This is a genomic window from Collimonas pratensis, assembly GCF_001584185.1.
Taxonomy (GTDB): domain Bacteria; phylum Pseudomonadota; class Gammaproteobacteria; order Burkholderiales; family Burkholderiaceae_D; genus Collimonas; species Collimonas pratensis.
In genome coordinates, this window is the sequence record NZ_CP013234.1 from 1,732,097 (window position 1) to 1,754,303 (window position 22,207).

The 22,207-nt window shown below is 59.2% G+C and carries 23 protein-coding genes and 3 tRNA genes; 9 read left to right on the top strand and 17 right to left on the bottom strand.

All coding sequences use genetic code 11. The features are described 5' to 3' along the window. The first annotated feature begins 9 nt into the window (after positions 1 to 9). The 5 genes from uvrC (at position 10) to CPter91_RS07930 (ending at position 3,127) form a co-directional block, all read left to right on the top strand. Positions 10 to 1,878 carry an excinuclease ABC subunit UvrC gene (uvrC, locus tag CPter91_RS07910; RefSeq protein ID WP_061939090.1) on the top strand — a complete coding sequence of 623 codons (1,869 nt, stop codon included), beginning with the start codon at positions 10 to 12 and terminating at the stop codon, positions 1,876 to 1,878. A gap of 175 nt (positions 1,879 to 2,053) precedes the next feature. Then, entirely contained in the window at positions 2,054 to 2,650 is a 597-nt protein-coding gene (gene pgsA / locus CPter91_RS07915; protein ID WP_061939092.1) for a CDP-diacylglycerol--glycerol-3-phosphate 3-phosphatidyltransferase, read from the top strand. Between the two features lie 126 nt (positions 2,651 to 2,776). Continuing rightward, positions 2,777 to 2,852 (top strand) — tRNA-Gly (locus CPter91_RS07920). Between the two features lie 113 nt (positions 2,853 to 2,965). Continuing rightward, positions 2,966 to 3,039, top strand: a tRNA-Cys gene (locus tag CPter91_RS07925). Positions 3,040 to 3,051: 12 nt separating this feature from the next. Further along, a tRNA-Gly gene (locus CPter91_RS07930) sits at positions 3,052 to 3,127 on the top strand. Between the two features lie 693 nt (positions 3,128 to 3,820). Here the strand turns inward: CPter91_RS07930 and CPter91_RS07935 are convergent. Both CPter91_RS07935 and CPter91_RS07940 read right to left on the bottom strand, forming a co-directional pair. Next, positions 3,821 to 6,055, bottom strand: a complete 2,235-nt coding sequence (locus CPter91_RS07935; RefSeq protein WP_061939094.1) for an NADP-dependent isocitrate dehydrogenase — start codon at positions 6,053 to 6,055, stop codon at positions 3,821 to 3,823. 427 nt (positions 6,056 to 6,482) lie between these two features. Continuing rightward, a complete protein-coding gene (locus tag CPter91_RS07940; protein ID WP_061939096.1) occupies positions 6,483 to 7,355 on the bottom strand; it encodes a pirin family protein in 873 nt (290 codons plus the stop codon). A 124-nt stretch (positions 7,356 to 7,479) separates the two neighbouring features. On the opposite strand from CPter91_RS07940, the gene CPter91_RS07945 reads away from it, so the two are divergent. Next, complete coding sequence (locus tag CPter91_RS07945) at positions 7,480 to 8,385, top strand: LysR family transcriptional regulator (RefSeq protein WP_061939098.1); 906 nt, start codon at positions 7,480 to 7,482, stop codon at positions 8,383 to 8,385. An 11-nt stretch (positions 8,386 to 8,396) separates the two neighbouring features. Here CPter91_RS07945 and CPter91_RS07950 read toward each other — a convergent pair whose 3' ends face one another. After that, positions 8,397 to 8,840 carry an Lrp/AsnC family transcriptional regulator gene (locus CPter91_RS07950; protein ID WP_061939099.1) on the bottom strand — a complete coding sequence of 148 codons (444 nt, stop codon included), beginning with the start codon at positions 8,838 to 8,840 and terminating at the stop codon, positions 8,397 to 8,399. Between the two features lie 133 nt (positions 8,841 to 8,973). On the opposite strand from CPter91_RS07950, the gene CPter91_RS07955 reads away from it, so the two are divergent. Continuing rightward, on the top strand, positions 8,974 to 9,879 hold the full coding sequence (locus tag CPter91_RS07955; protein WP_061939101.1) for a DMT family transporter: 906 nt from the start codon (positions 8,974 to 8,976) through the stop codon (positions 9,877 to 9,879). 20 nt (positions 9,880 to 9,899) lie between these two features. Here CPter91_RS07955 and CPter91_RS07960 read toward each other — a convergent pair whose 3' ends face one another. Next, a complete protein-coding gene (locus CPter91_RS07960; protein ID WP_061939103.1) occupies positions 9,900 to 10,418 on the bottom strand; it encodes a LysR family transcriptional regulator in 519 nt (172 codons plus the stop codon). A gap of 94 nt (positions 10,419 to 10,512) precedes the next feature. On the opposite strand from CPter91_RS07960, the gene CPter91_RS07965 reads away from it, so the two are divergent. Next, complete coding sequence (locus CPter91_RS07965; protein WP_061939105.1) at positions 10,513 to 11,445, top strand: NADP-dependent oxidoreductase; 933 nt, start codon at positions 10,513 to 10,515, stop codon at positions 11,443 to 11,445. 67 nt (positions 11,446 to 11,512) lie between these two features. Here the strand turns inward: CPter91_RS07965 and CPter91_RS07970 are convergent, their stop codons facing one another. The 4 genes from CPter91_RS07970 to CPter91_RS07985 all read right to left on the bottom strand — a co-directional run bounded on the left by CPter91_RS07970 (position 11,513) and on the right by CPter91_RS07985 (position 14,033). After that, positions 11,513 to 11,914, bottom strand: a complete 402-nt coding sequence (locus CPter91_RS07970) for a nuclear transport factor 2 family protein (RefSeq protein ID WP_061939107.1) — start codon at positions 11,912 to 11,914, stop codon at positions 11,513 to 11,515. Positions 11,915 to 12,066: 152 nt separating this feature from the next. Further along, positions 12,067 to 12,402, bottom strand: a complete 336-nt coding sequence (locus tag CPter91_RS07975) for a hypothetical protein (protein WP_061939109.1) — start codon at positions 12,400 to 12,402, stop codon at positions 12,067 to 12,069. A 196-nt stretch (positions 12,403 to 12,598) separates the two neighbouring features. Next, positions 12,599 to 13,405 carry a lipid II flippase Amj family protein gene (locus CPter91_RS07980; protein WP_061939111.1) on the bottom strand — a complete coding sequence of 269 codons (807 nt, stop codon included), beginning with the start codon at positions 13,403 to 13,405 and terminating at the stop codon, positions 12,599 to 12,601. 73 nt (positions 13,406 to 13,478) lie between these two features. After that, positions 13,479 to 14,033, bottom strand: coding sequence for a GNAT family N-acetyltransferase (locus CPter91_RS07985; protein ID WP_061939113.1), 555 nt, complete (start codon positions 14,031 to 14,033; stop codon positions 13,479 to 13,481). Positions 14,034 to 14,283: 250 nt separating this feature from the next. Between CPter91_RS07985 and CPter91_RS07990 the strand changes: the two genes are divergently transcribed. Beyond that, positions 14,284 to 14,961, top strand: a complete 678-nt coding sequence (locus CPter91_RS07990; RefSeq protein ID WP_061939115.1) for a methyltransferase family protein — start codon at positions 14,284 to 14,286, stop codon at positions 14,959 to 14,961. Positions 14,962 to 15,031: 70 nt separating this feature from the next. On the opposite strand, the gene CPter91_RS07995 is transcribed toward CPter91_RS07990, so the two are convergent. The 9 genes from CPter91_RS07995 to CPter91_RS08035 all read right to left on the bottom strand — a co-directional run bounded on the left by CPter91_RS07995 (position 15,032) and on the right by CPter91_RS08035 (position 22,205). Beyond that, a complete protein-coding gene (locus CPter91_RS07995; protein WP_061939117.1) occupies positions 15,032 to 15,400 on the bottom strand; it encodes a glutaredoxin domain-containing protein in 369 nt (122 codons plus the stop codon). A 122-nt stretch (positions 15,401 to 15,522) separates the two neighbouring features. Continuing rightward, a complete protein-coding gene (locus CPter91_RS08000) occupies positions 15,523 to 15,996 on the bottom strand; it encodes a hypothetical protein (protein WP_150119647.1) in 474 nt (157 codons plus the stop codon). A gap of 428 nt (positions 15,997 to 16,424) precedes the next feature. Continuing rightward, on the bottom strand, positions 16,425 to 17,297 hold the full coding sequence (locus CPter91_RS08005) for a pirin family protein (protein ID WP_061939121.1): 873 nt from the start codon (positions 17,295 to 17,297) through the stop codon (positions 16,425 to 16,427). A gap of 180 nt (positions 17,298 to 17,477) precedes the next feature. After that, positions 17,478 to 18,080 carry a HupE/UreJ family protein gene (locus tag CPter91_RS08010; protein ID WP_061939123.1) on the bottom strand — a complete coding sequence of 201 codons (603 nt, stop codon included), beginning with the start codon at positions 18,078 to 18,080 and terminating at the stop codon, positions 17,478 to 17,480. Positions 18,081 to 18,245: 165 nt separating this feature from the next. After that, the gene (gene ureG, locus CPter91_RS08015) at positions 18,246 to 18,875 is read right to left on the bottom strand and encodes an urease accessory protein UreG (protein ID WP_061939125.1); all 630 of its coding nucleotides are present in this window, start codon (positions 18,873 to 18,875) and stop codon (positions 18,246 to 18,248) included. Positions 18,876 to 18,933: 58 nt separating this feature from the next. Continuing rightward, entirely contained in the window at positions 18,934 to 19,614 is a 681-nt protein-coding gene (locus CPter91_RS08020) for an urease accessory protein UreF (protein WP_061945992.1), read from the bottom strand. Between the two features lie 25 nt (positions 19,615 to 19,639). After that, the gene (gene ureE / locus CPter91_RS08025) at positions 19,640 to 20,155 is read right to left on the bottom strand and encodes an urease accessory protein UreE (RefSeq protein ID WP_061939127.1); all 516 of its coding nucleotides are present in this window, start codon (positions 20,153 to 20,155) and stop codon (positions 19,640 to 19,642) included. Positions 20,156 to 20,181: 26 nt separating this feature from the next. Next, on the bottom strand, positions 20,182 to 21,885 hold the full coding sequence (ureC, locus tag CPter91_RS08030) for an urease subunit alpha (protein ID WP_061939129.1): 1,704 nt from the start codon (positions 21,883 to 21,885) through the stop codon (positions 20,182 to 20,184). Beyond that, positions 21,882 to 22,205, bottom strand: coding sequence for an urease subunit beta (locus CPter91_RS08035; RefSeq protein WP_061939130.1), 324 nt, complete (start codon positions 22,203 to 22,205; stop codon positions 21,882 to 21,884). Before CPter91_RS08035 ends, ureC begins: the two co-directional genes overlap by 4 nt. Between the last annotated feature and the right edge of the window lie 2 nt (positions 22,206 to 22,207).

A 22,207-nucleotide genomic window follows, 5' to 3' on the forward strand; every position in this document is an offset into this window, starting at 1 on the left:
CAGAATCCCATGAGCGAAGCCATGATCCCCGATGCGCGCGCGCTGGTGCTGGAAACCGTCGCCAAGCTGCCGAACCTGCCCGGCGTGTACCGCTATTTCGACGCCGCCGACAATATCCTGTATGTCGGCAAGGCGCGCGACCTGAAGAAGCGCGTATCCAGTTATTTCCAGAAGAATCTGGCCAGCCCGCGCACCGCCATGATGGTGGAGCGCATCGCCCGCCTGGAAACCACGGTGACGCGCAGCGAAGCCGAGGCGCTGATCCTGGAAAGCAATCTGATCAAGTCGCTGCAGCCGCGCTACAACATTCTGTTTCGTGACGATAAATCCTATCCCTACCTGAAGATCAGCAACCAGGAATATCCGCGCATGGCCTACTACCGCGGCGCGGTCGACAAGAAGAATCAGTACTTCGGCCCGTTTCCGAATGCCTGGGCGGTCAAGGAGTCGATGCAGATCCTGCAGAAGGTATTCCTGCTGCGCACCTGCGAGGACAGCGTGTTCGCTAACCGTACGCGGCCTTGCCTGCTGCACCAGATCCAGCGCTGCAGCGCGCCTTGCGTCAAGCTTGTCAGCCATGAAGACTACCTGACTGATGTCGACAACGCCGCCAAATTCCTGCGCGGCCGTCAGACCGAAGTGCTGTCTACGCTGGAGCAAAAAATGCATGCCTATGCGGCCGAACTCAAGTTCGAGCAGGCGGCCGGCGTGCGCAACCAGATCACCTCGCTATCGCGCGTGCTGCACCAGCAAAGCATGGAAACCGTGGGCGACAGCGATATCGACATCATCGCCGTCATCGTCCAAGGCGGGCGCGCCTGCGTCAACCTGGCGATGGTGCGCGGCGGCCGCCACCTGGGCGACCGCGCGTATTTTCCCAGCCACGTCGATGGTGCCCTGTCGAGTCCGGAGGAAGCCTCAGTCGAGTCGATCGAGGCGGCGGTGCTGAAAGCTTTCCTGGCGCAGCACTACATCGACATGTTCATTCCCGGCATCCTGATCCTCAACACCGAGTTCGACGAACCGGCGCTGATGGTGGCGCTGATGGAGCAATGCGGCCACCGAATCAACCTGCTGTTCCAGCCGCAAGGGCAGCGCCGCCAGTGGCTGGAAATGGCGCACAAGGGCGCCGAGATTTCGCTGGCCCGGTTGCTGTCGGAGCAGGGTTCGCAGCAGGCCCGCACGCGGGCGCTGGTCGAAGTCCTGGGTCTTGAAGTGGAAGATATCGATAGCCTGCGCGCTGAGTGTTTCGATATCAGCCATACCTCGGGCGAGGCAACCCAGGCATCTTGCGTGGTGTTCCATCACCACGCCATGCAGAACGGCGAATACCGCCGCTACAATATCAAGGACATCACCCCCGGCGACGATTACGCGGCGATGCGCCAGGTGCTGATGCGCCGCTACGAGAAGGTGGCGAACGGCGATGGCGTCATGCCCGACATCGTGCTGATCGACGGCGGCAAGGGACAGGTGGAAATGGCGCGCCAGGTGCTGGCTGAGCTGGGGCTGGATATCAGCCTGATCGTTGGTGTCGCCAAAGGGGAAGGGCGCAAGGTCGGGCTCGAAACCCTGATCTTTGCCGACGGCCGCGCGGCGCGCGAGCTGGGCAAGGAATCGGCTGCCCTGATGCTGATCGCGCAGATCCGCGACGAGGCGCATCGCTTCGCCATCACCGGCATGCGCGCCAAACGCGCCAAGACGCGCCAGAGCTCGCGTTTGGAAGAGATCGAAGGCATCGGCGCCAAGCGCCGCCAGAAACTGCTGGCGCGCTTCGGCGGCCTGCGTGGTGTGGCGGATGCCAGCATCGAGGATATCGCTTCGGTGGAAGGCATTTCGCGGCAACTGGCGGAGGAAATTTACCGTCAGCTGCATTAAGGCGGGTGCTGGATATTTACCTTGGACGCATCGTGCAAATCAAGTTTTAATCGGACATGTGTTGCAATTGAAGCGCTACTTGTTGCATTTGCAGGATTTATTTCCCAACAGCTCCATACTCCTAGATAATTAGCGCAGCGGCTTCCTTACCAATAAAACTATTTATGCCTTATTTATGCCATTCAATATTCCGATTTTACTGACCTGGCTGCGGGTTGCATTGATCCCGCTGGTGGTCGGCGTTTTCTATCTTCCTGATCTCGGTTTTACGACATTGCAATTGGGCCTGGCTTCGACCATCATCTTTATCGTCGCCGCCGTCACCGACTGGTTCGACGGCTTCCTGGCGCGGCGCTGGAACCAGACCTCGGCCTTCGGCGCCTTCCTCGATCCGGTCGCGGACAAGCTGATGGTAGCCGGCGCTTTGCTGGTGCTGGTGCACCTGGGACGAGTCGATCCGATCATTGCTTTTGTTATCATCGGCCGCGAGATTGCGATCAGCGCCTTGCGTGAATGGATGGCGCAGATCGGCGCCTCGAAATCGGTGGCGGTCAGCTCTATCGGGAAAATTAAAACCACCGCACAGATGGTAGCAATCCCAATGTTGTTGTATTATGGCGATCTGTTTGGCATCGATACCCGTTTCTGGGGACAGGTGCTTTTGCTGATTGCTGCGGTGCTCACGGTGTGGTCGATGTTTTACTATTTGCGTAAAGCCTGGCCATTAATCAAAGAGAGTACGGCAGTAAGCAGTGAAAACAACAAGCCGTGAAGTAAAAGTCGGCGATTTGAAAAAAGTTGGTGAAAAATTTCAAATTTCGTTGACAAACTCTGTAGATCAACTATAATGTCGTCTCTGTAGTTGATGCAGAAATGGCGTAGTAAAAAGAAACAAAATGCGGGAGTAGCTCAGTTGGTAGAGCGCAACCTTGCCAAGGTTGAGGTCGAGAGTTCGAGCCTCTTCTCCCGCTCCAGATTCAAAAAAAGGAAGCTGGTAAAGCTTCCTTTTTTTATTAAGCTTGAACGAGATATTGGTTGTAGAAGGTGATACACCAATATTGATTTAGTATTTTGGCGCAACACCCCTGGCGGGGTAGCAAAGTGGTTATGCAGCGGCCTGCAAAGCCGTTTACGCCGGTTCGATCCCGACCCCCGCCTCCAAAAACTCCTTACGCGGGAGTAGCTCAGTTGGTAGAGCGCAACCTTGCCAAGGTTGAGGTCGAGAGTTCGAGCCTCTTCTCCCGCTCCAAATGCCAGGCCAGGAAGGTATCTTACCTTCCTGGTCGGTTCAGTAAGAAAATCCCACCTTGATTTTTCTCCTGATGTGCAACGTGTGTTTTCACGTCTGCATGATTTCCATGGAGTTGCCGCTGTCGCGGCAAGATCGTTCTCCTTGCAGGAACCGATAAACGAGTAGATTCACCTTTCGCCGAGACCACTTTCCAGATAGGACTGGGTCTTGGGAGTCTTCTCTTTTATCGGTAAGGATGCTGCTGTTGGCAGCATTTCTTGAGCGAGCCTGTTTCCCTTGCAGGAACCGATAAACGAGTAGATTCACCTTTCGCCGAGACCACTTTCCAGATAGGACTGGGTCTCGGGAGTCTTCTCCTTTATCGGTATGGATGCTGCCGTCAGCAGCAGTTTTTGATACGTCGCTGCTTCCCTTGCGGGAGCCGATAAACGAGTTGATTCACCTTTCGCCGGGGCCACTTTCCAGATAGGACTGGGTCTCAGGAGTCTTCTCCTTTATCGGTAAAGATGCCGCCATTGGCAGCGCATCTTTAAAGCGTAACAAATCACTGTTATCAGCTGGATGCAAAAAAACGCCCCGTTAGCTTACGCGAACGGGGCGTTTTTCATGCGTGCCGGATTTGCATCCGGCGATCGCGGCTTGCAGGCACGAATCTGCAGCACTGCGCAGATCCGTCTGCCTGCTTTACCGTCAGACGCGCGCGGCGCTCAACGCTGCATTGAAGGTAGCGCTTGGGCACATGATCGCTTCCATCTTCTTCGGGTCAGGCAGGAAGTAGCCACCGATGTCCACTGCTTGGCCTTGCACGTCCTTGAGTTCGGCGGCGATCTTTTGCTCGTTCTCGGTCAGGGTCTTGGCCAGCAGGGCGAAATGGGATTGCAGTTCCTTGTCTTCGGTCTGTGCCGCCAGCGCCTGCGCCCAGTACAGGGCCAGGTAGAACTGGCTGCCGCGATTGTCCAGCTCGCCGGTGCGTGGCGATGGCGACTGGTTGTTGTCGAGCAGCTTGCCGGTGGCGTCGTCCAGGGTTTTCGCCAGGATCTTGGCCTTGCTGTTGCCGGTCTTGATGCCCATGTCTTCCAGCGAAACCGCCAGCGCCAGGAACTCGCCCAGCGAATCCCAGCGCAGGTGATTTTCTTCCACCAGTTGCTTGACATGCTTAGGCGCGGAGCCGCCGGCGCCGGTTTCAAACATGCCGCCGCCCGCCATCAGCGGCACGATCGACAGCATCTTGGCGCTGGTGCCCAGTTCCATGATCGGGAACAGGTCGGTCAGGTAGTCGCGCAGGATGTTGCCGGTAACCGAGATAGTGTCCTTGCCGCGGATCACGCGTTCCAGCGTGTAGCGCATGGCGCGTACCTGCGACATGATCTGGATGTCGAGGCCGGCGAGGTCGTATTCTTTCAGGTAGGCGCGCACCTTCTTGATCAGTTCAGCTTCGTGCGGACGGTACTCGTCCAGCCAGAAAATCGCCGGCATGCCGGACAGGCGCGCACGGTTTACGGCCAGCTTGACCCAGTCGCGGATCGGCTCGTCCTTGACCTGGCACATGCGCCAGATGTCGCCTTCTTCAACGTTCTGTTCCAGCAGTACAGTGCCGTCCAGCTTGACGATACGGGCCACGCCGTCGGCCGGTACTTCGAAGGTCTTGTCGTGCGAACCGTATTCTTCCGCCTTTTGCGCCATCAGGCCGACGTTCGGTACAGTGCCCATGGTGGTCGGATTGAAAGCGCCGTTGGTCTTGCAGAAATTGATCATCTCTTGATAAATACGGGCGAAGGTGCTTTCCGGGATCACTGCCTTGGTGTCCTTCGGACGGCCGTCGGCGCCCCACATCTTGCCGCCCAGGCGGATCATCGCCGGCATCGAAGCGTCGACGATGACGTCGTTCGGCGCGTGCAGGTTGGAGATGCCCTTGGCCGAATCGACCATCGCCAGTTCCGGACGGTGTTCGTGGCAGGCGTGCAGGTCCTTGATCACTTCATCGCGCTTGGATTCCGGCAGGGTGGCGATCTTTTCGTAGACGCTGGAGAGGCCGTTGTTGGCGTTCACGCCCAGTTCTTCGAACAATTTGCCGTGCTTGGCGAAAGCGTCCTTGTAGAAAATCTTGACGGCGTGGCCGAACACGATCGGGTGCGACACCTTCATCATGGTCGCCTTGACGTGCAGCGACAGCATGACGCCGGTTTCGCGCGCATCTTCCATCTGTTCTTCGTAGAAGGCGCACAGGGCCTTCTTGCTCATGAACATGCTGTCGATGATTTCGCCGGCCAGCAGCGACACCTTGTTCTTGAGAACGATGGTTTCACCGGCCTTGGTCACCAGTTCCATGCGGACATCGCAGGCTTCGGCCAGCGTCATGCATTTTTCGCTGGCGTAGAAATCGCCGCCGTGCATGTGTGAAACGTGGGTGCGCGAAGCGGGGCTCCACTTGGACATCGAGTGCGGGTGCTTGCGCGCGTAGCGTTTTACGGCAGCCGGCGCGCGGCGGTCGGAATTGCCTTCGCGCAGGACCGGGTTGACGGCGCTGCCGATGATCTTCGAATAGCGCTTCTGGATCGCCTTGTCTTCATCCGACTTCGGATCTTCCGGGAAGTCCGGGATGTTATAGCCGCCGGCCTGCAGTTCGCGGATCGCCGCGATCAGCTGCGGCACCGAGGCGCTGATGTTCGGCAGCTTGATGATGTTGGTTTCCGGGAGCTGGGTCAGGCGGCCCAGTTCAGCCAGGTTGTCCGGCACTTTCTGCTCGGGCTTGAGGTTGTCGGAAAACTCGGCAAGAATCCGCGCGGCCACCGAAATGTCGCTCTTGACGACGTCTATCCCTGCCGGTGCGGCGAAAGTCTTGATAATAGGCAGGAAAGAAGCGGTCGCCAGCAGCGGCGCCTCGTCGGTCAGGGTATAGATGATGGTCGATTTACTTGCAGTCACTGTAACTCTCCTAGCGGTTGATGCGTTGGTTGGTGCCGCCACATGATATTGGTGTTTGCTTTCACCAAGCTTAAGGGCGCGCTGAATTCACTGAATTCGTTTGCAGATTGCCAATTTTGGCGGGCTATGCTTGCCTGGATGAAGGCTGCTTTCATCCCAAGGGATGAAATTTCATCTCAAAGGATGAAGTTTATTCGCAGTTGGGTTTTAGCACCAACAAAATGTTAGCGATTGACATGCAATGAAGGGGGCGGAATGCCGGTTGCACCGGAGTGGGGCATGGCAGTTTGATGAGCTTGCTAAAAAATATCTTTAAGGAAATATATTGAGCTGCTGAGAGTTCTCGGCCGAATCGGAGGAGTGCGGATAAAAAATATCCTGCCGGCCATTTTGGGCCGACAGGATATTGCGTGCAGCAGCCGGTGGATTAGGGCTGCGCTGGCGCTGGCACAAACCGCCCGTTCTTGAAGTCCGTGAAAGCCTGGACGATTTCTTCCTCGCTGTTCATCACGAACGGGCCATGGCCGACGATAGGCTCATCGATAGGCTCGCCGCTCAGCAGCAGCACCACAGCGTCGTTGTTGGCTTCCAGCGCGAGCTTGCTGCCGCCGGCGTCCAGCAGAACCATCTGCGATTCACGGCTGACGGTTTCACCGTTCACCAGCACCGTACCGTGCAGCACGATCAGGGCCGAGTTCCAGCTGTCCGGCAGCGTCAGCTCAGTCACGCCGCCTTGCGCCAGCCGCAGGTCCCACACATTCATCGGGCTGTAGGTATGCGCAGGGCCGGCATGGCCGTCGAAACTGCCGGCGATCACGCGCACCGTGCCAGCTTGGTCCGGCAAAGCCACTACCGGGATGTCGGCATTGCGTATGGCTTGGTAGCCGGGCGCCGTCATCTTGTCCTTGGCCGGCAGGTTGACCCACAGCTGCACCATTTCCATGGCGCCGCCGGTACGGGTGAACTCTTCCGAATGAAATTCTTCGTGCAAGATGCCTGCACCAGCAGTCATCCACTGCACATCGCCGGGACCGATCAGGCCGCCCTGGCCGGTCGAGTCGCGATGCGCCACTTCGCCCTTGTAGACGATGGTCACGGTTTCAAAGCCGCGATGCGGATGCTGGCCGACGCCGCGCGGCTTCTTGGCCGGGTTGAAATCGACCGGTCCGGCGTGATCCAGCAGCAGGAACGGGCTCAGCTGCTTGCCGTGGCTGTTATAGGAAAACATCGAACGCACCGGAAAACCGTCGCCGACCCAGTGTGGGCGGGGTGCGCTATAGACGCCGAGGACTTTTTTCATTTCCATCTCCTTGCAAAGGTTGCAAAAATTGTTGATGTAAGAATAATAGAGCAGGAACGATGGGGGCGGTAGAGTGTAAAATTCATCCTCAGTGTTCTATATTAAGAACGATGAGGAGAGCCGGATGCAGGATCTGAACGACCTCTACTACTATGCCCAGGTAGTCGAACATGGCGGCTTTGCCCCGGCCGGGCGCGCGCTCGGCATGCCCAAGTCCAAGCTCAGCCGGCGCATTGCGCTGCTGGAAGAGCGGCTGGGCGTGAGGCTGCTGCAGCGGACCACGCGCCGCTTTTCAGTGACGGAAGTCGGCCAGACTTACTACGAACATTGCAAGGCGATGCTGGTGGAAGCCGAGTGCGCCCAGGATGCGATCGACATCACCCGGGCCGAGCCGCGCGGCGTGGTCCGCATCAGTTGCCCGGTCACTTTGCTGCAGGCAAATGTCAGCGTCATGCTGGCCGATTTCATGGTCAGCCATCCGCGCGTCACGCTGCATCTGGAGGCGACCAACCGCCGTGTCGACCTGGTGGCGGAAGCGATCGATATTGCGATCCGGGTGCGGCCGCCGCCGCTGGCCGACAGCGATCTGGTGCTGCGGGTGCTGGCCGAGCGCGGCCAGTGCCTGGTCGCCAGCCGTGCGCTGTGCGCGGGGCGGCCCTTGCCGCGCGCGCCGGCCGAGCTCAACGACTGGCCGAGCCTGGCGCTGGGGGCGCCGCAGCAGACCCATGTCTGGGACCTGCTGGGGCCGGATGGCGCGCAAGCCAGCGTGCACCATACACCGCGCTTCCTCACCGGCGACATGATCGCCTTGCGCGACGCGGCGCGGGCTGGGGTCGGCATCGTGCAGCTACCGCGCATGATGGTGCATGATCAACTGGCGGACGGCAGTTTGGTACGCCTGCTACCCGGCTGGGCGCCGCGCAACGATATCATCCATGCCGTGTTTCCTTCGCGCCGCGGCTTGCTGCCGTCGGTGCGCAGCCTGGTGGATTATCTGGCGCAGCGCTTCGCGGCCCTGGACGACGAATAGGGGCAGGGCACTCAGGTCAGGCCGAATGGCGGCGGCCGGCGCTTGATCGGCTGCGCCTTGACGATGGCGGTGTTGGTCTCGGCCTTGTCGGCGATGCGGTCGATGATCTGGTCAAGCTGGGCGATGGAACGGACGAACAGGCGAGCGATGAAGCAATCCTCGCCGGTCACCTTGTCGCATTCGCAGAATTCGGGCGTCTGTTCGATCAGCTTCTGCACCGCTTGCAGCTTGCCGGGCAGCGGGCGGATGCGGACAATGGCTTGCAGCTGGTAGCCCAGCGCCTGAGGATCGATGTCGATGGTGAAGGCGCGGATGACGCCGCGCTCTTCCAGTCGCTGCAGCCGTTCCGAGACGCTGGGGGAGGACAGGCCGACTTGCGCCGCCAGGTCTTTCAGCGAAATGCGGGCATCGCCCTGCAGGATTTCCAGGATGCGCTGGTCCATATTGTTGAGCATTTTCGATTCCTTGGAAGATTTTCGAACTTGCCTTATATAGTAAGGCAAATCCGACAAAAATCCTTTTCACAGGCATGGAAAACGTCGCAACTAAATGCGATTATCATTTCCTCACGTTTTCCAGGGAAGATGCATGGACAAGAAAGTAAGCGGCACGATAGAGATGACGGCGGCGATGGTGATCTCTGGAACCATCGGCTGGTTCGTGGTGGTCTCGGGCCAGCCGGTGCTGGACGTGGTGTTCTGGCGCTGCGTGTTCGGCGCGGCGACGCTGCTGGCGGTGTGCGCGGCGCTGGGACTGCTGCGCGGCGCTTTCAACTGGCGCTTGCTGGCCCTGGCGGCGCTTGGCGGCGTGGCGATCGTGCTCAACTGGTTGCTGCTGTTCGGATCGTACTCGCGCGCAACGATTGCGATTTCCACTGCGGTGTATAACACCCAGCCCTTCATGCTGGTGGCGCTCGGCGCTGTGTTCTTCGCCGAACGCCTGACCGTCGCCAAGCTGACCTGGCTGGCGCTGGCCTTCGGCGGCATGCTGCTGATCGTGCAGGCCAAGCCGGACGCAGGCGCCGGCGGCAGCAATTATGTTGCCGGCATCCTGATGGCGCTGGGCGCGGCGTTCTGCTATGCGATCGCCGCCATCATCACCAAGAAACTGGCCGGCACGCCGCCGCACCTGATCGCTCTGGTACAGGTGTGTGTCGGCATCCTGATGCTGGCGCCGTTTGCGCACTTGTCGGCATTGCCGTCCGGCGTCCATGCCTGGAGCATCTTGCTGACGGTGGGCGTGGTGCATACCGGGCTGATGTATATCCTGCTGTACGGCGCGATCCAGAAGCTGCCGACGCACCTGACCGGCTCGCTGACCTTCATCTATCCGGTGGTCGCCATCCTGGTCGACTATCTGGCTTTCGGCCACCGGCTGCAGCCGAGCCAATTGCTGGGCGCCGCCGCCATCCTGATCGCGGCGGCCGGTATGAATCTCGGCTGGTCGTTGTGGAAGCCGAAGCTGCAGGCCGAGGATTCCCGCACGCTGCGCTGATATCGGCGGGCAGTTTGCCGTCAGCCCATGCGGGCATCGGGAAAGCGCTCCGGCACCTGCCGTTCGCGCAGGAAGCAGCGGCCGATATAGTCGGCGTTTTCTTGCGGGTTGGCGCGGATGACGGCGTCGTAGCCTTCGATGATCAGATCGACAAAACGGTCTTCGCCGACAATCTCCAGCTGCACCTGCGGATAGCGTTTGCGATATTCCGCCGCCAGTGCCCCCAAGGTCGAATGGGCCAGCAGCATTGGTGCGCTGATGCGTAGCGGCCCGCACGGTTCCTGGTCTGGATGCATGCGTTCCTCCAACTGCGCCAGTTCGGCGATCAGGGGCGCCGCGTCTTGCCGCAGCAATTCACCTTCCGGCGTCAAGCGGAAGGCATGGTTGCAGCGGTCGATCAGGCGCACGCCGAGTTCGTCTTCCAGCTGCCGAACACGGCGCGACAGGCTGGCCTTGGGGATGCCGGCCTGGCGGCTGGCGGCGCCGAAACCGCCATGCAGGGCGACCATGGTGAATTCACGCAAGGCATTGAGATCCATGACGTTCCATATTTGAGACGGTATGTGTCATTCTGCCGTCTATCGGATCTTCTGTAAGACATCTATTCTAGAGACTCATTCACAGGAGAACATCATGAAGCAACCCAACAAAGCAGTACGCATCCACAGCTACGGCAATCAAGAAGTCACCAGCCTGGACTTGATCGATATTCCCCAGCCCGCTGCGGGCAAGGTCGTGGTACGAGTCCATGCGGCCGGTGTCAATGCCATCGATCGCAAGATCAGGGAAGGCGTCTTGAAGGATTATTTCCCGCTGCCGTTTCCGATCACGCTGGGGGCGGAACTGGCGGGTACGGTGCATGCCGTCGGCGCCGAAGTCGACGGTTTCTTCAACGGCATGCGGGTGTTCGGCTTCATGCCGACCCTCGGCGCATTTGCCGACTACGTCGAGGTCGATGCGGCTCTGCTGACGTCGACGCCGGACGGTTTGCCTGATGTCGTCGCCGCCTCGCTGCCGATAGCTGCCCTGACCGCCTGGCAAGCGTTGTTCGAAACTGGCCAGCTAAAAGCCGGCCAGACTGTCCTGATCCAGGGCGCTGCCGGCGGCGTCGGCAGCATGGCGGTGCAACTGGCCAAGCGTGCCGGTGCACGCGTGATTGCCACCGCCTCCGAACGCAACCTGGAATACGTAGCTGCACTGGGCGCCGATGTGGTTGTCGATTACCGTGCTGCGCAGCCGTTCGCACACTTGGCTGCCAGCGTCGATCTGGTGCTCGACCTGGTCGGCGGCCCAGCGCTAGACCTGCTGTGGCCGCTGCTGCGCGAGGCCGGCGTGCTGGTATCGACCGCCGCACCGGAGCTGGCTGCACGGACGCCTGCCAATCGCACCGGCCTCTGGTTCCAGATGCGGCCCGAGCCGCAACGGCTGGCCGAGATTGCCGCGCTGGTGCTGCAGCGGGAAATCAAGGCCGAGGTGGCAAGCCTGTTCCCGCTGGACAGCGTGAGCGAGGCAATCGACTATGGATATTCCGGCAAGGGGCGGGGCAAAGCCGTGGTGCAGTTCTGATTGCGTTGCAGCAGGTCCGAAGTTGCATCGTGCATATCGCAACATCAATGGCGGTGGAATACCGGTTTCACCGTGCTTGTGCCGCATCGGGCCTGAGCATCTGACCCATCAGTTCGTGGATTTTGTTAACTGCCTTGAGCGGTCGGACCATCACTTTAAAGTGGGTAATCAGACCCTCGTCGTTCCACTTGATCATGTCTACGCCATTGATCAGGATGCCGTCGCAGGTCGACTGGAACTCCAGCACTGCGGAATCAGGGCCTAGCCATTCGTTCAGGTATTCGAAGGTATCGTTATTCAAAACATGCAGGGCGGCGGCGAGGTATTTGGCGGTGATCGCGCTGCCGTTTTGGGGCGTGTGGACAACCGGTGATTCAAAGATCACATCATCGGCGAGCAATGCTTTCAGGGAAACGATGTCGCGCGACTTGACGATCTCGTGCCAGCGTTTAACTGTGGAATATGTCACGGTTGCTCCTTGCGTATCTTGGACTGCGGATTATGGTTAAGGAATCTGGGCATCGATTCAACTGGTGCATCAATGGGAATGCGCTCGACACTTGTAGCGCAGGCAGATTTTCAGCATGGCATCGAAGTGATGGCAGGCAGGCACAACAGAAATTAAATCGGCAGCCCAAGTGCTGCATGCGTCGCAATCACAATAACGGCCAGGCAAAAAGCCATCGGTCGAATCGGAAATGCATGTAGCAGAAGACTGGGCATTTGCTTGACAGACGTCCATGAAGGAACAAAACAAGGAAGCCGGGACACGCCGCAAAGAAACCGGTAGGCAGGAACGATGACAAAATTCATCGCATATCCTCTCAGCGAACCGAGTTGTAGCGCGAACAAAACAGCTATCAGATCCAAGCCGATGGCATCTGCCAGGAACGTCAACACGCGGACCTCCGGATTCGTGATGAGGACAAGAATCGCAATAAATGGAAGCGCCTTCAATACTGATTTCAGCCGATTTCGCAAAACCTACTCCCTCGTATTTTTTTGCACTATAGGCCATTTTTAATATTTGCGCGACTATGAAAATGTGATAATGGCGACTGAGTTTGACCAAATCCTCACGACATTGGCAGCATTAACAACCGTTCGCTCCGACGGAACTGAGTCACCTGTGAAAAGCTGGTTTTAGCCATCACTACAGAGATTTCGCCACGCCCACAATCAGCATCGCAGAGGGGACCAGCAGAAGCTGGGCAAGTACGGTGCCTGCCAGCCGGCTACCCACCAGCCAGACCACTGCGCGCCGAAACTGCGATTCGCTAACCCGGCCTTCAATGACGTCATCGGTCATGCCCGACATATGCGGATCAATGAATACCGCCATCATGACGGTTGCTCCGCCGTTAATGATTGAAGAAAGCGTACTGGATGTAACGCGGACGCTCGGGTCCAGAGCGCCGGCATAGAGCGCTGCAAACACGCCCACGGTCCACAGGGCAACAGCAGCAACGTTGAGCGAGGTCATCGACAGAGAGACGCTGCCGCTATCGCGCAGCGCGGCGACGTTCGCGCTCCGTGGCAGGCTTGCGACGTCTTTGATGTAAGACAGGCCGCCTTTGAAGAACCCGTGCAGAATCAATTTTGGCACCGAACGATGCACTTGAAAATGCTCGACGGCTCGGCAAAACACGCGCTGAAAAGTCGGAATCAGCAAGGCGCCGACGATGGTCGCAAGCGACGCGGAGACAAGCAGCCAGCGAAAGTCGGAAAGCAGACTTTCTGCGGCAAACTGCCTGCCGATATTCGATTCGACCCGTTTGGCCAGGAATGGCCCAAGAAAAGAATTCGAGGTCCGCGAGACAAGGACAAGGATACTGAACAGCGCAAGCGAAACGGCAATCCGTCTCGTCCTGATCCCCGCGATGCGCACGGAGTATGCCAGGGTGCCAATGATGTGGATGACGAACGTCAGGAAACAAATGAATATCAGTTGTTTGTCCATCGAAGCCTTGGAAATGTAGAAAAAAGTCGTTGGATGCTGCTGTGAACACGTTATGTGAGATCGGGGGAGCGGCTTACCCTTCCGAATTAATCAGGGAATTAAGAACCATATCTTCCCATTTTCCCGCAATTTTTAAATATGCCCTGGCATAACCCTCACGCTCGAATCCCAGCCTGCCCAGCAATTTCTGGCTTCTCAGGTTGGATGGCAGGTGATTCGCCATGATGCGATGCAGCCCAAGCTCTCCGAATGCATACTGTATCGCTGCCTGCGCGACCTCGTGCATCAGCCCCTGGCCCTCGAACTCCTGATGCACCGAATACCCCAGGTAACACGCCTGTAGAGGGCCTCTGACAATATTGGAGAAATTACAGCCGGCGATCATTTTATTCGACTTGCGTTCAAGCGCAATGAAGCTGACGGCAGTGCCGTCAATGAATGCTTGATAAGCCGATTCACAGCGCCGGCGGCAAGATTCAGCAGTATAAAAATCGCTGTCTCTTATCGGCTCCCATGGCGCCAGATGTTCCTTGTTTGCCATCTGGTAGGCGAGCAAAAGAGGCGCCGCGTCAGGGTGCAGGATGGTCAGAACGGTTCTTTTGGTTTCAATTACAGGTAATTGGGACATAAGCGGGGGTGGGCTTCTGGGGGTAATCTTGGGGAATCATGCACGGTATCCATGAATGTCGGCAGCTTGATACATGAGGTTCTCGCTTCAGGCAGATGCGAAACTATAACGCGTATTGCCTCATTTCAATATGGTTGGTTCGTGTGGTGCGTACTATTGATCTGGATGCCGGTTTCGATCCTGCTTATGCAATACCTCGCCAGTTAGCCGAGGCAAAGACGTTCGGCGCGGACAGTACTATCATGGTGGGGTGAATAAGCTAAATTTTCGGGCACTGCGAGCTAGCCTGCTTGGCGCCATTACCCTGGCGGCGTTGCTCTTTATCCCCGCCGGAACCCTGGATTACTGGCAGGGATGGCTGTTCATGGCGGTTTTCGTGGGAGCGTCGTCGGCCGTCACCGTGTATCTTGCGGTCAGAGATCCGGCGCTCCTTGAGCGGCGCATGAAAGCCGGACCGACAGCAGAAAAGGAAAGCACGCAAAAACGTGTGATGTTCTTTGCCATGGCGGGGTTCATTGCCTTGATCGTCGTGCCCGCCCTGGACTATCGCTTCGGCTGGTCGCCGGCGCCACCCTATGTGTCGCTGGCGGGGGATGTGCTGGTCGCCTTCAGTTTCCTGCTGGTGTTCATGGTGCTCAAGGCAAATACTTATGCGGCATCGACGATCCAGGTCGCCGCAGGGCAGAAAGTCATTTCAACCGGGCCGTACGCGCTGGTGCGGCACCCCATGTATGCCGGCGTCTTCCCGCTGCTGGTCGGCATGCCGCTGGCGCTGGGCTCATGGCTGGGTTTGCTGCTGGTGCTGCTGCTCATGTCGACGCTGATCTGGCGGCTGCTGGATGAGGAGAAATTCCTGCGGCAGAATTTGTCGGGATACGCGGAGTATTGCCAGAAGGTTCGCTACCGCCTGCTGCCTTATATCTGGTAGTTCTCGGGTTCGGCCTGAGCGGCGCAACGTTTTTCGACGAATCACCGGCCTTGCAATACTTCAGTCCGCGTCAGCCGGCAACCATTCGCGCAAACTCGCCGCTATCGATCAGACGCTGCAAGTCGTTGGCGCCGCCTACCAGCGTACCGTTGACGAATATTATCGGGAAAGTCGGCCAGCCGGTCCACATCTTGAGTGCATTGCGGCGTTTCCACTGGCCCAGGTAGCTGCCATATTCAAGATACTTGTAGGGAGCGGAAATCGCATCCAGCGCCTTGCGTGCCTTGCGCGGAAACGGATTCTGCGTCATGCCGATCACAACAACCTTGTTGCTCGCGATGGCGTCTTGTACCTCGCGAACGATGTCGGCATGGCTATCGGTGATGGTCTGGCGGATGGCGGGGTGGATACTGGCTTCATCGAGGACGCTGCGGGTCATAGTGGCTTTCCAGGTAATGTGAGGCTGTAGCTGCGACGGAAACTGCATCCTCTCACATTCTCAGCCACTCTTGCAGCCGAATTCCACACGATGATTCAATCGCTGCTTTTGCTGCCCGCTCCTCAATTGAACACGACCCGTACATCCAGCAAAGAATTGTCGCCGCGTTGAGCAGTGCATAAGCGCCCTATCTCCACCGCATCCAATGAAATCGCGGTCTTTCTTGCTTCGTCGGCAGACAGCGCCGGCATCAGTTTTTGCACCGCGTCGATCTTTTCCGCAGTCACTTGCGTCGGTTCCTCGAGTTGCGGCGCGCAGGTCAGGCTTATTTTTTCGCCCTGGTGGGTGGCGAAAATGCCTTTGGTGGTTTCGTCATCTATCCCTTTGAGAACGTCGTTGCCATCTATCTTCAGCACGTAAACGTCATGGGCGAAATTGCCTTGCGAGACGCACAGCTCGATTTTTTGCGAGGTGGCGCCAAGCTGGCGGACAGTTGACTGGCACACGGATTTTCCGGCGGCGGCGATAATTTGCAGGGTGGGGTCTTCCGCATTAGCGGCGCCGGCGGATGCGGCCAGAAATGAGGTCGTTAACATGATCGCCAAAGTCGTCGCTGAACGCTGCATAAGTATCCCTGATGTGAGGTGGCACAAAATTCAAACTGCGAGGCGGCGCGCGTGATTCACGTGCCATTTTTATGGAAAACATGCGCGGCGGGGGCAAGCCCCTGCAGACGCTGCGTCATCGCATTGGTAGCTTATTGTCGCCGCAGCATTGCATTTTGGCAACGTCATATTTGAGAAACTGTGGAGAACCCCGTATTTTCGTGTCGCGCTGCCGGTTAGGGATGAGCGATATGCCCGGAAAATGAAAAACGCCCCGGACGCATGTGCGTCCAGGGCGTGTTGCTGGCCCAAACGATAGCGGAGATGGCGACGCTTAACGCAGCAAACTCAAGGCCTTGGCAACGCCGGCGCCCATCGAGCCTGCGGCGAATAGCCATTCACTGATGATTTGTTTGTGCTCACACCTCCGGCAGGGGAATCCATTCGGGATCACCCGGTACCGGGTCGAAAAGCTGCTGGCGCCAGTTCTGCTTGGCGGTCTCGATCAGTTCCGGCCGGCTGGCGACGAAATTCCACCAGATCGAACGCGGGCCGTCGATAGGCGCGCCGCCCAGCAGCATGACCTGGGCCGCTTCGCTGGCGACAATCCTGACTGCCACGTCAGGCTGCAGCACCGCCAGCACGCCCAGTTCCAAGGCTTCGCCGTCGACGGTGACGCTGCCGCTGGCGACGTACACGGCTTGCTGCGGATATTCGGGCGCCAGAGTGAACTGTGCGCCCGCCGTCATTTCTGCGGCCACATACAAGGTCGGCGAACTGATCTTGACCGGTGCTTCCTGGTCGAAGGCGCGGCCGGCGATGACGCGCAACTGATAGCCATCGCCCTGGATCAGCGGCAGGCTGGCGGCCGGATGGTGGGCAAAGGCCGGCGCGCATTCCTCATCGGCCAGCGGCAGTGCGACCCAGGTCTGGATGCCGTGCAGGCGCCAGCCCTTGGCGCGTTGCGCGGCCGGTGTCCGTTCGGCATGGACGATGCCGCGGCCGGCGGTCATCCAGTTGACGTCGCCGGGGATGATTTCCTGGTCGTTGCCTAGGCTGTCATGGTGGCGAATTGCGCCTTCAAACAGATAGGTGACCGTGGCCAGGCCGATATGCGGATGCGGCCGCACGTCTATGCCCTGGCCGCTGGCAAATTCGACCGGCCCCATATGATCGAAGAACAGGAACGGGCCGACGCTCTGATGATGGCCGGCGGGCAGCACGCGGCGCACTACCAGTTCACCGAGGTCGCGGGCGCGTCCCGGAATGCGATAAGCAATCGATGAAGTCATGATGTATCCAGTCTAAATAGGCAAAATCGGCATTAGGGGAGGAGACCTTAGCATATTTACATGCGCCTGGCGGTGGACAAAAAAAGAGTCAACTTGTTCCACAATGGTTGCGGAACAAGTTGACCTTTATTTTAATCTTGGTGATCGCCGCATGCTGCCGGCGTCGCCGATCCGGCTTTTTTAGAGCGCCCCGCTCAGCAGGTAGCCGCCAACCGCTGCAATGGCGATGCCGCCCACGCGCACTACCTGCGCCGCCATCTTCTGCCCGGCGACCAGGCCGATCGCCAGGCCGGACAAGTGCAGCAGGGCAGTGGCAGCGACAAAGCCGACGCCGTACCAGAGCGCCGATGCGCCATGCGGCAGTTCACTGCCGTGGGCATAGCCATGGAACACGGCAAATACCGACACTACGGCGGCGCTGGCCCATGCCGGCATGCGGATGGCGAAGGCGATCAGCAGCCCGAGCACGGCGACCGAGGCTGCGATGCCGGTTTCCACTCCCGGTAGCGCTACGCCGGCAAACGCCAGCAGAGCGCCGCCCACCATCATCAGTGGAAACGCCAGCGGTAGAAGCCATAGCGCGGAGCGCTTGTTTTGCGCCGCCCACAGGCCGACCGCCAGCATCGCCAGCAAATGGTCGAGGCCGCTGAACGGATGGGCGAAGCCGTCGTTGAAGCCGAAGGCGTCGGGATGGCCTGGGTGGGCGAGGGCAGAGCCAATGCCCAGTGCGGCGACGGCTAGGGCGCTGAGGCGGCCGCAGGTTTTTACGGAAAGATGGGGCATGGCTGACTCCTGTGAAAAAGTGCTTGTTCAGATTTCTCTGTGAGTAAAGAAGTAGGGTGGGCACGTTTTTGTGCCCACGCTGTTGCGCTATCCGCGTGGGCACAAAAACGTGCCCACCCTACCAACGTATTTGGATTGCTAATTTAGGTTGCTTATTTAGGTTGCTTATTTAGGTTGTTCAAGCAAGCCTTGTTTACGGATAAAAGCGATCACCTGCTCGACGCCGTCGCCGCTGCGCAGGTTGGTGAAAACGAATGGCCGTTCGCCGCGCATCCTCTTGGCGTCGTGCGCCATCACATCCAGGTTGGCGCCGACATACGGCGCCAGGTCGGTCTTGTTGATGATCAGCAGGTCTGAGCGGGTAATCCCGGGGCCGCCCTTGCGCGGGATTTTTTCGCCGCCGGCGACGTCGATCACGTAGATCGTGAGGTCTGACAGCTCCGGGCTGAAGGTGGCGGCCAGATTGTCGCCGCCGGACTCCAGCAGGATCAGGTCCAGGTTTGGGAAATCTGCGCTCATGCGCGCGATCGCTTCCAGGTTGATCGAGGCGTCCTCGCGGATGGCGGTGTGCGGGCAACCACCGGTTTCCACGCCCATCAGGCGTTCCGCCGGCAGCGCATCGGCGCGCAGCAGGATCTCCATGTCTTCCTTGGTGTAGATGTCATTGGTGATGACCGCCATGTCGTAATGGTCGCGCATGCCTTTGCACAGCATTTCGCACAATGCAGTCTTGCCGGAACCGACCGGGCCGCCGATGCCGACGCGCAGGGGATTGGAAGTGGAGGAAGTGCTCATTTTCAGATTCGCTTAAAGAATAGTGAGTGTTTGGTTTCAGGAGCAATTCAGGAACAATTCAGGAACGAAACAGGCGGCTGTACTGTTCTTCATGCTGCATCGACAGCAGCGACAGGCCGGGCGCCCAGTTTGACAATTCGTGATCGGCCAGCTGGCGGGCGCGCTCGGCGGCCAGCTGCAGTTCCGCCTGCAAGGAAAGCAGCAGGCGCTGGCCGGCGACCTGCCCGAGCGGGATGGTCTTGACGCAGACCAGCACCTGGTTCTCGGCCCAGGAAAACAACATGCCCAGCAAGGCAGCCTCATGCGGTACTTGCAAGGCCACCGCCGCATAGGCGTAGGCGGTCGGCAGCGGCAGTTCCGGCTGTGCCTGCAGGATGGCCAGCAAGGCGGCGTCGCCGATCTGCAATTCGATCGCCAGCTTGCCCAGCGAATAGCCCATCTGTATGGTTTCGGCGCGGAATTCGGCGCTGTCGCGGGCGGCGATGAAGCGTTCAGTCCAAAGCTGCACGGCGTCGCCGTCGCGGCGTTCGAAGGCTTGCAGTAGGCGCCAGGTAACAGGTGCTTCAAACAGTGCAACCACTTGCTGCAAATGCTCGCAGATCCAGCCATGCGCCGATGCCGGATCCTTGACCCAACCTTTGTCGATGGCCGTCTCCAGCCCTTGCGAATAGCTGTAGGCGCCTATCGGCAGCGATGGGCTGGCCAGTTGCAGCAGGTGGAGCAGCGCGGTGGCTTGCATGTCATGCATTGGTTTAAGTGAGCGCTCAGTTGGCGTCGGCATCGCCGGGGCGATGAATTTTCTGACGTAGTGGTACGGGCGCCAGCAGGCCATCGTGATGATGATGACCGCCACCATATGCGCCGGACTCTGGCTCGAACGCCGCCAGTTCTTCAGTCACCTTGGCCTGCAAACCTTCCAGCATTTCCTTCAGCACCGGGTCCTTGCGGATGCGCAGGAAGCCGTCGCCGACGTGCGCTTGCGTGTGGCGGTTGCCCAGGTGAAAAGCGCAGCGCAGCAGGGCATGCGGGCTTTTGCACTCGATGCGGTAGGTGGTTTCCGCCGCCGCCAGCACCTTGACCACGCGTTCCCTGCCGTTGTCGTCGCTGCCCTTGATCAGGTCGCCATGGCGCAGCACCGTGCCGCGCACGGTGAATACGCCGACTTCTTCGCCGCTGCTGAGTGTCGCGCGCAGGCGGCTTTTTTCACGCAAATCGTAGGGCAAGATCAGTTCGCCTTCGATCAGGTCTGCGTGTTCTACTTTGGTATTAAGAATTAACATTTTGTGCCGTCAATGTGCTCTAAAAATCAAAACAGGAAATAACGCTGCGCCATCGGCAGCACGCTGGCCGGTTCGCATACCAGCAGTTCGCCGTCGGCCCGTACTTCATAGGTTTCCGGATTGACTTCCATGTGCGGCGTGGCGCTGTTGTGGATCATGTGGTGCTTGCGCAGGTGGCGCACGTCCTTGATGGCAATCACCGGCTTGTTCAGTTTCAAGCGCTCGCCGATGCCGTCGTCGTAAGCCGCTTGCGAAACAAAGGTCAGCGAAGTCTTGAGGCCGCCGCCATAAGCGCCGAACATCATGCGGTAGTGCACAGGCTGCGGCGTCGGGATGGAGGCGTTCGGGTCGCCCATCTGCGCCGCCGCGATCATGCCGCTCTTCAGGATGGTGGAGGGTTTGACGCCGAAGAAGGCAGGTTTCCACAGCACCAGGTCGGCAATCTTGCCGACTTCGATCGATCCCACCACATGCGCGATGCCATGGGTGATGGCGGGATTGATGGTGTACTTGGCGATGTAGCGTTTGATGCGGAAATTGTCTGCCTTGCTGCCGCTGTCTTCTGGTAGTGCGCCGCGCTGCACCTTCATCTTGTGCGCGGTCTGCCAGGTGCGCATGATGACTTCGCCGACCCGGCCCATGGCTTGCGAATCGGAGGACATCATGCTGATGGCGCCGATGTCGTGCAGGATATCTTCGGCGGCGATGGTCTCGCGCCGGATGCGCGATTCGGCGAAGGCGACGTCTTCCGCGATTGCCGCATCCAGGTGATGGCAGACCATCAGCATGTCGAGATGCTCGTCCAGTGTGTTGACGGTAAACGGCCGGGTCGGATTGGTGGAAGAGGGCAGCACATTGCTGTTGCCGACCGCGGCGATGATGTCCGGCGCGTGACCGCCGCCGGCGCCTTCGGTATGGAAGGTGTGGATGGTGCGGTCCTGGAACGCCGCTAGCGTGTGCTCCAGGAAACCGCCTTCGTTCAGGGTGTCGCTATGGATCGCCACCTGCACGTCCATGCGGTCGGCCACGCTCAGGCAGTTGTCGATGGCGGCCGGGGTCGAGCCCCAATCTTCATGCAGCTTGAGGCCGATGGCGCCGGCGCGCACCTGCTCTTCCAGCGGTCCCGGCAGGCTGATGTTGCCCTTGCCGAGGAAGCCCAGATTCATTGGGAAGGCATCGGCCGCCGACAGCATCGCATGCAGATGCCAGGGGCCGGGGGTGCAAGTGGTGGCAGCGGTGCCTGCCGCCGGTCCGGTGCCGCCGCCGAGCATGGTGGTGACGCCGCTCATCAGCGCCTCCTCCATCTGCTGCGGGCAGATGAAGTGGATATGGCAATCGATGCCGCCGGCGGTGACGATCTTGCCTTCGCCGGCGATGATCTCGGTGGCGCCGCCGATCACCATGGTCACGTCCGGCTGGATATCCGGATTGCCGGCCTTGCCGATGGCGGCGATCTTGCCGCCCTTGATGCCGATGTCGGCCTTGACGATGCCCCAGTGGTCGATGATCACGGCATTGGTGATCACGGTATCCATGACATCACGATGCAGACGCTGCGACTGGCCCATGCCGTCGCGGATCACTTTGCCGCCGCCGAATTTCACTTCTTCGCCGTAGGTGGCGTAATCGTGTTCGATTTCGATGAAGAGTTCGGTATCGGCCAGGCGGATGCGGTCGCCGGTGGTGGGGCCGTACATTTCGGCATAAGCGTGTCTAGAGATCTTGCTCATGATTTTGTCCGTTTCGTCAGTGCACCCATGACCTTGCCGTTGAAACCGTAGACGATGCGGTCACCCGCCAGATCCACCAGTTCCACCGTGCGTTTCTGGCCCGGCTCGAAGCGTACTGCGGTGCCGGCGGCGATGTTGAGCCGCATGCCGTAGGCATCCTCGCGCTCGAACAGCAAGGCCGGGTTGACTTCGTAAAAATGAAAGTGCGAACCGATCTGGATCGGCCGGTCGCCGCTGTTGGCGACCGTTACAGCGTGCACGCGGCGGCCGACATTGAGTTCGATGTCGCCGGCCTGGATCAGCATTTCTCCTGGGATCATGG

Coding starts and splice junctions, on each gene's coding strand:
- ureC (WP_061939129.1), bottom strand. CDS start 21,885: ATGAGCAAGATCTCTAGACACGCTTATGCCGAAATGTACGGCCCCACC.
- CPter91_RS07985 (WP_061939113.1), bottom strand. CDS start 14,033: ATGTCCCAATTACCTGTAATTGAAACCAAAAGAACCGTTCTGACCATC.
- ureE (WP_061939127.1), bottom strand. CDS start 20,155: ATGTTAATTCTTAATACCAAAGTAGAACACGCAGACCTGATCGAAGGC.
- CPter91_RS08005 (WP_061939121.1), bottom strand. CDS start 17,297: ATGACTTCATCGATTGCTTATCGCATTCCGGGACGCGCCCGCGACCTC.
- CPter91_RS07945 (WP_061939098.1), top strand. CDS start 7,480: ATGCAGGATCTGAACGACCTCTACTACTATGCCCAGGTAGTCGAACAT.
- CPter91_RS07960 (WP_061939103.1), bottom strand. CDS start 10,418: ATGGATCTCAATGCCTTGCGTGAATTCACCATGGTCGCCCTGCATGGC.
- CPter91_RS07965 (WP_061939105.1), top strand. CDS start 10,513: ATGAAGCAACCCAACAAAGCAGTACGCATCCACAGCTACGGCAATCAA.
- CPter91_RS08010 (WP_061939123.1), bottom strand. CDS start 18,080: ATGCCCCATCTTTCCGTAAAAACCTGCGGCCGCCTCAGCGCCCTAGCC.
- CPter91_RS08000 (WP_150119647.1), bottom strand. CDS start 15,996: ATGTTAACGACCTCATTTCTGGCCGCATCCGCCGGCGCCGCTAATGCG.
- CPter91_RS07995 (WP_061939117.1), bottom strand. CDS start 15,400: ATGACCCGCAGCGTCCTCGATGAAGCCAGTATCCACCCCGCCATCCGC.
- ureG (WP_061939125.1), bottom strand. CDS start 18,875: ATGAGCACTTCCTCCACTTCCAATCCCCTGCGCGTCGGCATCGGCGGC.
- CPter91_RS08020 (WP_061945992.1), bottom strand. CDS start 19,614: ATGCAAGCCACCGCGCTGCTCCACCTGCTGCAACTGGCCAGCCCATCG.
- CPter91_RS07940 (WP_061939096.1), bottom strand. CDS start 7,355: ATGAAAAAAGTCCTCGGCGTCTATAGCGCACCCCGCCCACACTGGGTC.
- CPter91_RS07955 (WP_061939101.1), top strand. CDS start 8,974: ATGGACAAGAAAGTAAGCGGCACGATAGAGATGACGGCGGCGATGGTG.
- CPter91_RS07950 (WP_061939099.1), bottom strand. CDS start 8,840: ATGCTCAACAATATGGACCAGCGCATCCTGGAAATCCTGCAGGGCGAT.
- CPter91_RS08035 (WP_061939130.1), bottom strand. CDS start 22,205: ATGATCCCAGGAGAAATGCTGATCCAGGCCGGCGACATCGAACTCAAT.
- uvrC (WP_061939090.1), top strand. CDS start 10: ATGAGCGAAGCCATGATCCCCGATGCGCGCGCGCTGGTGCTGGAAACC.
- CPter91_RS07980 (WP_061939111.1), bottom strand. CDS start 13,405: ATGGACAAACAACTGATATTCATTTGTTTCCTGACGTTCGTCATCCAC.
- pgsA (WP_061939092.1), top strand. CDS start 2,054: ATGCCATTCAATATTCCGATTTTACTGACCTGGCTGCGGGTTGCATTG.